Origin of the sequence: Streptomyces sp. NPDC001933 (genome assembly GCF_042890955.1) — a bacterium.
In the GTDB taxonomy this organism is placed as follows: Bacteria; Actinomycetota; Actinomycetes; order Streptomycetales; family Streptomycetaceae; genus Streptomyces.
In genome coordinates this window covers 185,284-198,129 of the sequence record NZ_JBIASS010000018.1, presented here as the reverse complement: position 1 = coordinate 198,129, position 12,846 = coordinate 185,284, and the positions used below count along the sequence as shown (strand labels likewise).

General features: G+C 64.5%; 13 protein-coding genes. 8 read left to right on the top strand and 5 right to left on the bottom strand.

The genetic code is table 11. The annotated features are described in order from the left end of the window. Nucleotides 1–44: 44 nt before the first annotated feature. Both ACFYY7_RS34270 and ACFYY7_RS34265 read right to left on the bottom strand, forming a co-directional pair. Nucleotides 45–1,226, bottom strand: coding sequence for a competence protein CoiA family protein (locus ACFYY7_RS34270; RefSeq protein ID WP_388667737.1), 1,182 nt, complete (start codon nucleotides 1,224–1,226; stop codon nucleotides 45–47). A 319-nt stretch (nucleotides 1,227–1,545) separates the two neighbouring features. Further along, nucleotides 1,546–2,736 (bottom strand): aminotransferase class I/II-fold pyridoxal phosphate-dependent enzyme, encoded by a 1,191-nt coding sequence (locus tag ACFYY7_RS34265; RefSeq protein WP_388667736.1) that lies wholly within the window; start codon nucleotides 2,734–2,736, stop codon nucleotides 1,546–1,548. 434 nt (nucleotides 2,737–3,170) lie between these two features. Here ACFYY7_RS34265 and ACFYY7_RS34260 point away from each other — a divergent pair, with 434 nt between their 5' ends. Further along, on the top strand, nucleotides 3,171–3,473 hold the full coding sequence (locus ACFYY7_RS34260) for a hypothetical protein (protein ID WP_388667735.1): 303 nt from the start codon (nucleotides 3,171–3,173) through the stop codon (nucleotides 3,471–3,473). A gap of 612 nt (nucleotides 3,474–4,085) precedes the next feature. Here ACFYY7_RS34260 and ACFYY7_RS34255 read toward each other — a convergent pair. The 3 genes from ACFYY7_RS34255 to ACFYY7_RS34245 are packed head-to-tail and all read right to left on the bottom strand — an operon-like array spanning nucleotide 4,086 to nucleotide 6,307. Next, the gene (locus ACFYY7_RS34255) at nucleotides 4,086–4,313 is read right to left on the bottom strand and encodes a hypothetical protein (RefSeq protein WP_388667734.1); all 228 of its coding nucleotides are present in this window, start codon (nucleotides 4,311–4,313) and stop codon (nucleotides 4,086–4,088) included. 56 nt (nucleotides 4,314–4,369) lie between these two features. Beyond that, nucleotides 4,370–5,113: a hypothetical protein gene (locus ACFYY7_RS34250; protein WP_388667733.1), complete on the bottom strand. Its 744-nt coding sequence runs from the start codon at nucleotides 5,111–5,113 to the stop codon at nucleotides 4,370–4,372. Between the two features lie 39 nt (nucleotides 5,114–5,152). Then, on the bottom strand, nucleotides 5,153–6,307 hold the full coding sequence (locus ACFYY7_RS34245) for a hypothetical protein (protein ID WP_388667732.1): 1,155 nt from the start codon (nucleotides 6,305–6,307) through the stop codon (nucleotides 5,153–5,155). A gap of 348 nt (nucleotides 6,308–6,655) precedes the next feature. Between ACFYY7_RS34245 and ACFYY7_RS34240 the strand changes: the two genes are divergently transcribed. The 7 genes from ACFYY7_RS34240 (at nucleotide 6,656) to ACFYY7_RS34210 (ending at nucleotide 12,731) form a co-directional block, all read left to right on the top strand. Continuing rightward, the gene (locus ACFYY7_RS34240) at nucleotides 6,656–7,012 is read left to right on the top strand and encodes a hypothetical protein (RefSeq protein ID WP_388667731.1); all 357 of its coding nucleotides are present in this window, start codon (nucleotides 6,656–6,658) and stop codon (nucleotides 7,010–7,012) included. Between the two features lie 314 nt (nucleotides 7,013–7,326). Beyond that, complete coding sequence (locus ACFYY7_RS34235; RefSeq protein WP_388667730.1) at nucleotides 7,327–7,806, top strand: hypothetical protein; 480 nt, start codon at nucleotides 7,327–7,329, stop codon at nucleotides 7,804–7,806. A gap of 55 nt (nucleotides 7,807–7,861) precedes the next feature. Further along, nucleotides 7,862–8,116, top strand: a complete 255-nt coding sequence (locus ACFYY7_RS34230) for a hypothetical protein (RefSeq protein ID WP_388667729.1) — start codon at nucleotides 7,862–7,864, stop codon at nucleotides 8,114–8,116. Beyond that, nucleotides 8,113–9,330 carry a hypothetical protein gene (locus ACFYY7_RS34225; protein ID WP_388667728.1) on the top strand — a complete coding sequence of 406 codons (1,218 nt, stop codon included), beginning with the start codon at nucleotides 8,113–8,115 and terminating at the stop codon, nucleotides 9,328–9,330. The genes ACFYY7_RS34230 and ACFYY7_RS34225 overlap by 4 nt, the downstream gene beginning before the upstream one ends. 2 nt (nucleotides 9,331–9,332) lie before the next feature. Further along, nucleotides 9,333–10,823, top strand: coding sequence for an SCO6880 family protein (locus tag ACFYY7_RS34220; RefSeq protein WP_388667727.1), 1,491 nt, complete (start codon nucleotides 9,333–9,335; stop codon nucleotides 10,821–10,823). Then, entirely contained in the window at nucleotides 10,820–12,187 is a 1,368-nt protein-coding gene (locus ACFYY7_RS34215) for an ATP/GTP-binding protein (protein ID WP_388667726.1), read from the top strand. The genes ACFYY7_RS34220 and ACFYY7_RS34215 overlap by 4 nt, the downstream gene beginning before the upstream one ends. Before the next feature lie 91 nt (nucleotides 12,188–12,278). After that, on the top strand, nucleotides 12,279–12,731 hold the full coding sequence (locus ACFYY7_RS34210; protein ID WP_388667725.1) for an XF1762 family protein: 453 nt from the start codon (nucleotides 12,279–12,281) through the stop codon (nucleotides 12,729–12,731). The last annotated feature ends 115 nt before the right edge of the window (nucleotides 12,732–12,846 follow it).

Here is a 12,846-nt window from a genome sequence, read left to right as displayed (position 1 = left end):
TCCCGTGGGCTGCGTGGAATCCCTGTCGGGCCGCAGCGATTCGGTCAGACGACGAGGATCTGCGCGGCAGGCGGCGCGGCCCGCTTGAGGGTGAAGAACTCTTCTGCGGATCCGACAAGCACAGGGACCTCGCACAGAGGCCCGTCCCAGTTGATGCGCGAGGGGTGAGGGCGGACCACGGCGGTGACGGAGTCGCTCGTTGCTCCCGATCCCGGTTGCCTTCGTGTAGGAGTGAGGATGAGTCCGCCGGCCAACCAGTTGGCTGTCGACACTTCGAGGTGGCAGGAGGTGCCGGTGGATCGGTGACCCCAGCGCCTCGCGGCATCCAGGAGCCGGCCGAGGTCTGAGGCTTCCCCTGTTGCTGTCGTGGACGAGAGGTCGTGAGCCGCGTCTGTAGCTGCATTCAGAAACAGGGGCATTCGGCCCGCCGTTGTGGTGGCTGCGAGTCTCTCGAGATGATCCGCGTCAGTCTGTGCGTCCCTCGTCTTCGCCCACCCGCGAAATCGCCGCCCAGTACGGGCCTCCAGCTGGGTGTGGTGGATGAGGCGTCCTGTGAGGAGCTCCTTCAGGAACTCGCTGAGCAGTATGGGTTCGTGCGCCGACCACCGCAGGTGAAGTGGGTGGTCCCAAGAGGGGCCGCAGCGACACTCGGTCGTCGTCAGACGCTGGTGGGCTGCGGGGAGCAGCCATTCTGCTGACGGGTCCGCTGGTGCTTCGATGCGCACGGTCGGCACGTTGTCGACGCAGAGGGGCCCGTGGTCGCATGTGGTGAACCAGGCGACGTTGATGCCGTCGCGGCGGTACGCCCTGCTGCGTCGGAGGATGTCTTGCGTGGTGATTGGGGGATCCTGCACTTCGAGCGCCGTGCGGCGATTCCCGTCCTGTGAGGTAACTAGGACATCAGTCCGCCACATTCCTTCACCAGGGCTGCTGGCCTCAAGGTCCACGTGGTGGCCAGCACTGCGCGCGGCTTGAGCGAGGGCTTGTTTGAGCACGTGGTGTTCGATGGACTCACGGCTGCTCAGACTGCATGCGGGGGCGCCAGGGGTATGGGCGAAGAAGCGCAGGTCGGGGAGTGGACATTCAGCTCGCATGCTGTGGCCACATTCGACGCAGGCGAGTTCAGGGCGGCTGCGGTGAATGGCGGTCCACGACCAGTGGACGCCGAGGTCGTCGCGCGTGCCGTCAAGACGGCCGCGTGTCGGGTGAAGCGCTGTGAAAGCCATGGTGGGTGGTCCCCCGCTCTGTGCGCCCCGACAAGGCCGTGCTCGAAACCGCAGGCTATGGGGCGGCGCAACCGTGGAGTTCGTCTGTGACGCGCCCTAGGCTCTGACGTAGTCGCAGGCCGTGTCTATGGGTAGCGCCTGCGGCTCCCGCCCTGCGGATTTCGCAGATCGCTTTCCCTTCAGGTGGTTCGAATTCCAAAGGGCGACTGGCCCCGCGGCACGGCTGCCGCGGTGTCAGACGGCTGCTGGGGAACATCGCGTGCACATGAACCTCGAAGGCCACGGTGAGCCGGCCGACGGCACCGGTCGCCTGATCGACTTACGCGGAAGGTGTCTCGACGAGGTCGTCACGGAGATGTGCGAAGACCTCAAGGCACGCGGTGATGGACTCATCAGTGTGGGCATCGGTGACGATGAGGCGCAGCTGAGGGCCTTCGGCACCGGGTGGCAGGATCGGGTTGCTGTAGATGCCGTGGTTGGTGAGCATGCGGTGAGAGAGGAGGAGCATGTACTCGTCGGCGAATCGAACCGGGATGACTGGGCCGCTTCCCGTCGGGACGCTGTAGCCCATCTCCGCCAGTGCGGTGCGCAGGCGGGCCGCGAGGGCGAGAGCGCGTGGCGCGGTGGGCTGGTTGGTCAGCAGGCGCAGTGCAGTGAGGGCTGCGGCGGTGCTTGCCGGGGCGAGTCCTGCTGAGAACATGGCTGGTCGGCTTGTGTGGCGGAGGAAGTCGATGACCTTTCGGTCGGCGAGGACCGCGCCGCCCTGGCTTGCAAGGCTCTTGCTGAAACTGACGGTGGTTAGGGGGATCTGGCCGTCGAGCGCGTGGTGGGCGATGCTTCCGCGGCCGCGGCCGAGCACGCCCAGGCCGTGCGCGTCGTCGACCAGGAGGGTCGCGCCGTGGTGGTCGGCGATCTGCAAGAGGTCCGGCAGTGCGGCAATGTCCCCTTCCATGCTGTGGAGGCCGCTGACGCAGACGAGTGTGGGCGTTGTGCTGAGTTCGGTGAGCGTGCGGTGCAGGGAGGAGGCGTCGTTGCGGGAGAAGAACTTCATTGCCGCGCCCTGAGCCCTGGCAAGCTGAGCTCCGTCGATCAGTGAGGCGTGGGCCTGCTGGTCGAGCACGACGGCCTCGCCCCGTCCCGCCAGAGCCGAGACGGCACCCAGATTGGCCAGGTAGCCGGCCGAGTAGACGAGAGCCGCCTCGGCGCCGTAGAAGTCTGCGAGCTCCCCTTCGAGCTGTTCGTGCAAAGCGAGGTTGCCACTGAGTAGACGGCTGTCGGTTGCAGAGGTTCCCCAGTGATCAATGGCCTCGCGTGCGGCCTGCCTCACCTGGGGATGGTGGGTGAAGCTGCGGTAGTCGCCGGAACCCAGGTTGGTCATGCTCCGTCCGTCAACGCGTGCCACGCCGCCGTCCTGATCTGCCCCGTCGAAGATGGGGTAGTACGGGTAGAAGTCTGCTGCGCGGACTTCGTCCGCTCGGGTGTAGGCGTAGCACTTTTCCAGCACGTTCATCTGCAGGAACTCCTGTACGGGTTGTGTGTCGTGGGCGGGCGGAGCTGGATGTGACGCTCACCGCGGGGGTGGTGGCGTCGCGCCCTTCCTTCAACAGTTCGCGCGGGCGGCCCGGGGTGGCAAGGTCGCTTGGCCGAGTTCCCGCCGGGCGGTACGAGGGGTGACGAAGCTCCCCTGGGGCGGGATCTCCGTCCGCGCGTTCTCACAGTTCAATGACATTCCTGCTCCTTGCACCGCGCTCTCGCCGCGCTCGGCCGATCGCCCACACTCATCTGTTGCGGGGGGCCTCCACAGCGCGGACAACGCCGTGCCCCACACGTTCGGTCTGGAGATCCGCCCAGAAGTCGCCCTGCGCGGCGCCTGGACCTCCCGCCCCGCGGAACGTGCTGGTCGTCGCGATACCGGTGCGGTCGCATGACGGCTACGGTGACTGCATGGATGAATCGCAGGATGTGAACTCGCCCGGCGAGGCGGCCGCTCTGCTTCGAGGTTTGGTCCGCGCTTGTCGGGAGCAGGGCGAGCAGGCACCCGACGTCTACATCGGTGACGACGGGGTTGCCGAGGCCGTGCTTGTGCCTGTTGCCAGGTATCGGCGGCTCGGCAGAGAGTTGGATTCTGCCGCTCTCGCGCTGCGTACGGTCGAGCGGCTGGGTGATGCGCCGGGACCGGGCGATGGGATATCGGACGAAGACCTCGCGGCGTGGGTCCGCGGGAACGGGACAGCTGACCGGCCATAGGCCGGGTCTGCCGGCAACCAGGGCGGGGGGCCATGCGCGGGGAGCGAACACGCTATCGGGGAAACCATCATCCGGCCGTACGCGAAGACATCCTGGCTCTGATGGAGCAGGACATGCAGTTGCGTGACATTGCACTTGCGCGCATCGGGCAGTTGGTTCGGGGCGAGGTCGTCGGCCGCCCCCTGGAGGCCCGTGTGGGAGCTCCGGATCTAAGCGATTGTCGCGTGCTGCGTTTTGACACGCATGAACACGATCCGGGGTGGCGGAACATCACCGCAGTCCGTGGTGCGCACCTTCCCGCTCGGGAGCCCTCGGCTTCACCTCCCCCGCCTCGCTACTGCATTCTCTACCGTCTTCAGGATCCGTCGGACGGTTCCGACCGGCGGCTCTTCCTCCAGGTGCTCTCCATCGCCCCGAGCGTGGAGTCCGCTGTCTATCGTCTGGCAGGGCGGCGACTCAACCGGCCCGATGTAGCCCGTCAGCCACGTAGGGCTACCGGGCCCTCCTCAAGTGCTGCGGGTGCACGCGAACTGGCTCTGCGCGAAGCCCAGCAACGAAATGCTGCCGCGCAGGAACGGCGTCTCAGCTGAATCGAACGCTGAGGTCTCCTCACTAGGCAACGGTGCTGCCGGCCTGCCTTCGGCGAAGTCGCGCTCCGAGATGGGCGATGGCCAGCCCCAGGGCAACGAGGGCGAGCCCCGGGAGCACTCTGGGTGAGGGCCCTTCGTTCGCGGCCACCCAGCCAATGGTGCCCAGGCCCATGGCGATCAGGAGGAAGGGCGCGATGTAGCTGATCAGCAGGGCACCGTTGCGGATCACCCCTGTGATGAAGGGCACCATCTGGTCCTCCTGTCGGCAACGCGGCCTAGTCGTGGAGGCGTCAGACTACCGTGCTGTCAAGGCTTCTGTGCACCCAGTTTCGCGCCTCGGGAGCGAATGCCCTGTGCGGCAGGTGTGTTCGAACTTCCGGAGTTTCGCTCAAGCAGAGCGAGAACCTCACCGGAGGCTTCAGTGGCTTCCTGAGCGGGAAGCTGCATCCATGCGGTGGCGGCGTTGCTTGTGGTGATGGCAATGCGGCGGCACATGGTGTGGTTGTGGGTCGGGCCTCCTGGGCACGGGCCCAGGAGTTCACGCCAGGTGGCGGCGATCCAGCTCCAGGTCTGGTATGCGCACGTGTAGTCTCGTTTGATCCACGCCAGGTGGGCGCGTGTTTCGGCTGCTTCCAACGTGTCGGCGTGTTCAGAGCCACGCGACGGGTCGGCGGAGAGCTGGAGGAGAAGCCCGTTGGTGCGCTCGATGGCCTCCTCGACGTTGCCCTGAATAGCGAGTGTGTGGATGTCCGTGAGGGGTTGTCTGGCCGGCCCGGGCTGCTTCATGTTCGTTGTCACAGCGGCCTGGGGGCCTGTCGCGGTGGCTGTGGTCCCGTCTGGGTTGACAATGAGTGCGGCCTGGACGCCGTAGCGACGGTCGTCAATCTGGGCGTTGATCGGGTGTCCGACGCCGGCCGCCTCCAGGTGGAGGTAGCTCATGACGGCCTGATCGGGGTTCACTCCTGGTGGAACGGCGATCGGCTCTCCGTGGATGTGCACGGTCGTCTCGTCGAGGATGTGGACGGGGATCGGGGGTGTCGCGGTGGTCATGGTTCTCCTTGGCTCAGGTCGCTCTGGGGTGATGGTGGTTCAGATCGAGGACTTGCCGCCGGCGCTGGGGAATGAAGGCTCGGTCCAACCGCGGTAGCGCAGTCTCCAGGCGCCGTGGGTAAGTTCCTTGCGGGGGACGATGTCGATGTAGCCGCTGCGTTTGATGTCGTTGGAGGCGACGAGGTCGTTGCCGAGGTAGAGGGCGACGTGGCCGGCAGGGTCGTTGGTGGCGTAGAAGAGCAGGGCCCCGGGAGGCGGGGTGTTGGATCCGGCGTGCGCGAGTCCGGCGGATACGAGGCGGTCCCAGTGGGCGTTGGCTGTCGCAGAGCCGCTGCTGCCATAGCCGTAGGCCTGGGCGACGAAGTTGTCGCAGCAACGGCGCCATGTGCCCACGGAGTTGCAGGTCTGGAGCGGCAGGGGGATGTTCGGAGCCTTGCGGGCGGCTTGTATGGCCTGTGCCGGGGCGCGGGGGTTCTTGACGTTGAACTTGCCGGCCGGTGCGTCCATGTCACCGGTACAACCGTCAGTGGTAGAAGTGACGGCTTCTGTCCCCCACGTCTTGGCAACGAGCGCACCTGCGCTGGACTCCCATTTGGCGTACTTCTCGGGATGCCCGGATGCCTGGACTTTCTGCGCTACCTGAGTCAGGGGGTCGGTCTGCCAGTTGGCGACTTTGACCAGGTGATTGTAGAAGGTGTTTGCGGCGTAGATCGGGTCTGTGACCTGCGCGAGGGTTCCCCATCCCTGTGACGGGCGCTGTTGGAACAGCCCCGCCGAGTCGCGGTCACCCCCGTTGAGGTTGTCCAGCGTTGACTCTTGCATCGAGGTGGCTACAGCGATCACGGCTGCGCGTGGGTTGAGGTGACGTGTGCGCGCTACGTTCGTGATCACGGCGGCGTTTCGCTCCCGCGAGGTGCTCCACTTGGGCTGTTCCTGAGGGCCTTCGGGGCGCAGTGGCACGGTGACGCGTGTAGTGCTGCTGATCCTGGCTTCCCCGTCGAACTTCACCTCGGGGCCCTGCGGGCCGGTGCCGTCGGTGCCGTCCCCGAAGGGCTTGAGGGGAACCTCGCATGTCTGGGCGTTCGCGACGGATTCTGGGCTTGAGAAGACTGCTTGCAGGGCTAGGCCGATCAACATCACAAGGGCAAGCAGCATGGCTGCGCCGAGCACGGCTATTCGCTGCAAAACGGGCACTAGTTCTTCCTCCGGTGTACGTGCCGTCCGCAGGGGTGACGTCCGCACTGCGGGAAACATGAAGATTTTTTCCCGGAGTGCGGGAAATGACTTCGTTTCTCCGGCCGCGCGTACTGCCCTCCGCTTCGAGGTCCCTACGGTTCTGACCTGGAAAAGGGATCAGAAGCAAGTGCCACAAGAAGGGGATCCTAATTCAGCGAACGGCATGCGGGGTAGCAGGATTTACAAGGTCAGCTCCTGAACGATTCCATTCCCGCCACACGGGAGGACTCTTCTCGCATTTCCGCACGCTGCGCCATTCATCGGCTAGGAGATCCGTCAACGGTGACCTGGAGGGACGGGACGGAGATGCTGACGCTTCTTCACAGCACGACGGTGACAGCCGGAGCCAAGTCCGGACAAGAGGAAAGCGGAGGCATCGGTGGCCTCTTGAGTGGCATTACGCCGAGCTGGGGGCCGTTCTCAACACTCCAGCAACCAGCTCAACAGGTGATTGGCGTCGTCATGGCCGGCGTCATCCTGTTTCTCCTGGGAACGGCAGTTGTCGGCGCGATGCACATCAGGGTCGGAAATTCTCAGGCGAACACCATGGAGACCAAGAAGGGCCAGACTCAGGTCGCCAGTGCACTGGTCGGCCTGTTCGTGGTAGCCACCATGGCAACGATCTTTAAGATCGTCTACGGCATGGGGGACAAGGTCCAGTGACAAGTCAGGAAAAGGCTCGGGTTGGCACCCGATCTCTAGTGCCCGATTCCGCAGGGTCTGCGGCTGCGGGAGAAATTTCACCGTGGCGCCGCGCGAGAATTGCCGGTCTTGGATTCGCAGCGATCCTCGTCGTTGGGGTACTTCTGTCCAGCCTTTCCGGAAATGGCTCATCTACTTCCGGTCAGAGGCCGTCCGACACCCCCAACATCACTTCATCCCCGGGTGGGAGTGGCGGCGGCGTGAAAGCCGGAGGTGCAGTGCGGGGAATTCCCGTCGGATATCCACGGTCCAAGGAGGGCGTACTCGCAGCGGCGGTGAACTACGAGGTCGCACGGTCGAGCCCTTCGTACTTCACGGACCAGGCATTTCGCCATGCCGTTCTGGAAACGGTCATGACGCGTGAATCCGTCAAGGAGCAGCAGCGCAGGGATGACCGGGACGCATCCAAGGTAGTGGCCTCTCTCGGGCTCGACAGTGGAGGGTCTGCTCACATGATCATGCGCGCTTCGCCCGTCGGCACGCAGGTGGGCAGTTACTCGCCCCAGGTGTCGACGGTCAAGATCTGGATGAGCGAGTTGGTTGGCATGACCAGCGCGAACTCACCACTCCCGGTTTCTGCCAACTGGACCACCTACACGCTCACGCTCCAGTGGCAGCGGGGCGACTGGAAGTTGGCAGATATTTCTCAGAGTGCTGGGCCGACACCGTTGCAGACCACTGATAGGGCTCCGGACTCGGTCGACACGTTCCAGAAGATGGATGAGGAATTCAATGCACCCCCTTACGTCGGCTAAGGCTTCGCGAGCGTTGGCCAGATTTCTTCCGGTACTCATGCTTTCCTGCGCATCCGTGCTGTTTACGCCTACCCTGCCGGATGCAAACGCCGCAGATGTGTGCGATCTCCCCGGGTGCAGCCTTCTGGAGAAAGGGGTCGATAAGGCTGCCGATGTAGGCAAGGAAATGACAAAGCCCCTCAGTGATTTCGGCGGCAAGGTGAGCACTGCATACGACCTGGCGTCGGACCCTCTCGGATACTTCTCGGAGAAGTTCGCCCAGACCAGTGGGAAGTTGATTCAAGAGCTGGGCAGGGAGATTAAGGAATGAACACTCTGGCCGTAAATCTCGGCACAGAGATCGACTGGGGAAACCCGGGTTTCCTTCAGATGTACGCCTTCTCCTTTGGCGTCTCTACGATCCTCACAGCAATCTTCTGGTTGTTCGCCGTTGCGAAACGGGCAGCACAGGGAGTGCACTTCGGGCAGGCTCTGAGTGAATCCATTGGCTACCTTTTGATGGCAGTTATGGTGAGCGCCTTCGCACCCGCGGCGGTCGCCTACACCGTCAGGCTCATGGATGGCGCGGCAGAGTCGATGCTCGATTCCCAGGCCCTTAAGATCACGGTTCTCGGCAGCATTGTCGTCGGATGCCTTCTATTGCTGGCCGGCACAGGGATTGGTGCACCCCTTGCACTCATCATCGGATTCTCCTTGATCATGATCCTGCTGGGAATCTGGCTCCTTCTCGCAGTCCGCAATGCTCTGATCCTATGTGGGCTCGTTTTTGGCCCGACAGTATTTTCCGGCCTGGTCAACAAGGATTTGTGGAAGCACACGAAGAAGTGGACCGGCGTGATGGTCGCCATCATTTCCGTGAAGTACGTCATCTACACGGTTCTAGCACTTTCCATCGCCCTGACCGAGGGCATCCCTCGGAATGTGACCGAACTAAGTTTTGGGCAAGCTCTGGGCACACTCATATCGCTCTTGACGTTGTTCTCTCTCGCCTTGTTTGCACCACTCCAGATCGGCAAGTTCGTGCCCATCTTTGGCGATGAACTCCAGGCAGTCCTCAGTGCTCGAGGCACGTTCGTGGACCAGGCCAAGTCCGCGTACGAGCAAGGCAAGTCCTCGCTCGACCGCTTCAAGGGAACGGACAACCCCCGCCTCGGCGGGGGCGACTCGGGTGGCGGCGGTGACGAGGAGCTCGCAGCCACCGCGGGGCCGGAGGCCGCCATCGCCGCAAAGGCCAAGCAGGACATGGACGAGCAGCAAAAGGACTACGAGGACGCCGCGTTCAAGGGGCTCGGCGGCGGTCAGACTCAGGGCAGCGGCTCTGATCAGTCGTCGAACGCGATAGCCGACTCAGGATCCTCGTCAGACCCGTCATCGGGTTCGGGCGGCGCCTTCACACCGCCCTCATCGTCTCCGCCGGCAGAGTCGGCCCGCGGCACTGACGCGCCGCAGGCTTCGCCCCCTGCTTCAGCGCCAGTCCCGGCGCCTCCGGCTGGCCCCGACCACTTCAGTAGCGGAGAGGAGTAGCCGTGCCTCGCGCATTCCTGTTTCCCCGGCCGCGCCCGCGGGGCCTGCTTGGCAGACGATTCGAAGGGGACGAACAGCTCGTCCTCGGTGGTGGAGCCGCTTCATCGCTGCTCACCCTTGCCGTGGTACCGAACGTGGCCCTCAAGGTCACGGCGTTCGTGTCCATCCTTCTGCTGAGCGCAGCAGCCGTCCTTATTCCCTACAAGGGGCGAACGTATTTGCGCTGGTGGGAGATACGGCACTCCTATCGCAAACTGCTGCGGAACGGCTCGCTCCTGTACCGGTCGAAGGCGCCGCTGGCCGGCCGAACGATGGCTGGGCAATCCGTGCCCGTCGATACGCCTGCTGGAGTGCCTCATGGGATGGAATGGTTCCGGGCTCGCACCGCATACGGCGATATTGCGGTGCTGCTTCAGCCGACCGAGGGACTGTTCACCGCGGTGATAGAGGTCGAGGGCCAGAAGAACTTCGGCGGTCTGGACACAGCAGACCAGGAGGCGCTTATCTCCGCCTGGGAAACCCTCCTTCGACAGACCTCGGACGCCGGCGGCCGAATAAGTCGGCTCCAGTGGATCGCTCGGATCGTGCCCGTCGACCCCAACGCTCACGCCCGCGACGCTCAGGCCCGCCGGGATCCAAAAGTGGCTGGCTGGCTGCATGACTCCTACGAACAGCTGCTGCGGAGGGTAGCCATCAGTGCCGAGGACCGGAGGCTGTTCCTGGTCATAGGCATCCGCTACAGCCAGGACCTTGTCGCGGAGTCGCTCAAGTACAACTCCCTGTTCGAAGGCTACGGCGTGGTGCTCGGCAAGGAGGTCGAGAGCTTCATTCGCAGTCTGGGGACCGCCCAACTGCGATGGGTCCGCAGCCTTGACGAGGCAGCCCTCGCTTCGTTCGTACACCACTGCTACGCGCCCGATCACTGGCTCAATGATGTACGTGGCATGGATCGAGCGACCTGCTGGCCTGCGGAAATGGATGCGCGCGAACAAACTGTCATGGTCTCGCGCGGCTGGGAAACCAGTCAGCCGTGGATGCACGCTACGGCTTGGATCAAGCAGTTTCCCATTCTGCCGGTGGGCCTGAACTTCCTCGCCCCGGTGCTGCTGTATGTACCGGACGTAATCTGCACCGTCGCCGTGACGATGGATCTGATTCCCTCCGACCGGGCCATGCAGGACGCGATCCAGGATGCCACCAACGAGTTGGGGCAGGCGGACACCAAGCCAGGAAGAATCACCGATCCACGTGAGCGCCGTGAGCAGCGTGCGGCAACCTCCACCATGGAAGAGATCGCCTCCGGGGCGGCGGGCGTTCGCCTGACCGGCTGGGTGACTGTGTCCGCCCGGGACCTGGACGGCTTGGAGCAGAACAAGGGCACGATCCGCGCCGCGTCGACCAAGAGCCAGCTCGCGCTGGAATGGTGCGACCTGGAGCAGCACCGCGCCTTCGCAAACACTCTGCCGCTCGCCGGCGGACTGCTGGGGGGATGAGTATCGTGCTGGAACTACTGCGGCCCCAGGCTCAGACACGCCGCCGCCCTCTGCGTACGAGCACGACCCAGGCCTGCGGGTTGTATCCCGCGGTCGGCTCGCCGAGCTCGGACCCTCGCGGCGTCATAATCGGCCGCGAGATCTACAGCGGCAAGGCATTCATCTATGACCCCTTCGTCCTCTACGACCCGTCAGCCCGGGAACGTCTGCCCAGCGGCCACGCTCTGGTCCTGGGCAAGAGCGGTTACGGAAAGTCGGCGCTGGAGAAGTGCTACGTACTGCGACAGCTCCGTTTCCGCGAGAGGGCATTTGCGATTCTCGATGCCCAAGGCGAGGATGGCGTCGGCGAGTGGGACGCAATCGCCCGTGCCGTGGGCGTCAAGCCGATCCGCCTGGTCTACGGCGGAGACGGCGACGGGGTGCGCCTCAACCCTCTGGACGCTCGCATCCCCGGCAAGCACCAGTTCTCGGTCTTGTGCAGCATGGTCGAGATTCTCAGCGGTCCTCTCTCCTCCGAGGCCCGATTCGCCCTGTCCATTGCGCATCGCGCAGCGCTGGAGCGGGCGGTCGGCGAAGACCGAGTCCCCGTCCTCAGCGACATCCACGACGCGCTGACTCGGCCCGGCCCCGGCCTGCTCGGCAAGCGCGAGGTCAGCGAGGACCAGATGGTGGCATGGGGCCAGCCCGCCTCACTCGCCATGGATCAGCTCTGCTCCGAGGAACGTGATCTGGCGGGCCTGTTCAACGGGCCGACCACCGAGGGCATCGACCTTGACGCCAAGCTGATCGTGTTCGACCTGACTGCGCTCCCTCGCGAGGGAAGTGCCATGCCCCTTCTGATGAGCGTCATCGGCCCCTGGCTGCGCTGGGGATGGATCAAGCCGGGTGACTCCATCAAGAGAACACTCATAGTGGAGGAAGCCTGGCACATACTGTCGCACCGCGCTGTGGCTCGGCTCTTCGAGGAGTTCGTCAGGTTCGGTCGCCGGCTGGGGCTGTCGTTCTGGGGGATACTCCACCACCTGGCGGATCTGCGCCTCGCCGAAGCGCCCGAGGCCGAGGCCATCTTGAAGTTGACCGCCACGCGCGTGATCTATCACATGGACAGGCACGAGGCCGACATCACGGCAGACTACCTGCAACTCCCTGGCTGGGCCCGAGACGCAATCACGGATGGCGCGAGCAGGTGTGCGCCTGGCAATGCGGTATGGCAGGTAGGCCAGCGAGTCCAGCTGGTCGAGCATATCCGGAGCCGCATTGAGGTCTCGCTGACCAATACCAACTCGAAGATGACCGAGATCCCCCGCGAGTTCCCGGATACCGTGCCCATAATCCCCATGAACTCACGGGCGGCATCTCGATGATGAAGCCATCCACTGCAGTGGGTACGCGCACCCCGTACGAGTCCCGCTGCATAGGCGGAGGATTGACCTCACGAGCCGGTGGTGGTGCGGCATGAGTCTCTATCTTGTCCCCGTGCGGTTTCGCGAGGCCGCGGCATTCGTCCGCGACTGGCACCGACACCACCCGCCGCCCGTCGGGCAGATCTTCGCGGTCGGTGCCGCTGACGATCACGGGATCCTTCGCGCCGTCGTGATCGTGGGGCGGCCTGTTGCCCTTCATCTGGATGACCGGGCAACACTCGAAGCTACCCGTATGTGTAGTGACGGGGTTCGGAACGCGAATTCTCTCCTCTACGGCGCCGCCTGGCGCGCGACGAAGGCGCTGGGTTACACCCGCCTGATCACCTACACCCAGGCCGGGGAGAGTGGTGCGAGCCTGCGCGGCGCCAACTGGCGGGTGGTGGCTCAGCTACGCCCTCGCCGAGGGTGGGACACCCCTTCGCGCCCGCGCGCTGACCGCGACTCCGAGAGTGTCAGGCGCACACTGTGGGAGGCGACGGACTGATGCTGCAACCATCCCAACCTGGTCGTGACGGCCGCATGACCAAAGGCACACATGTCTTGCCGCTGAAAGCTCCTGCCGTGAGCCGGTTCATCGACGTGCCCGCCTCGGGAACTGT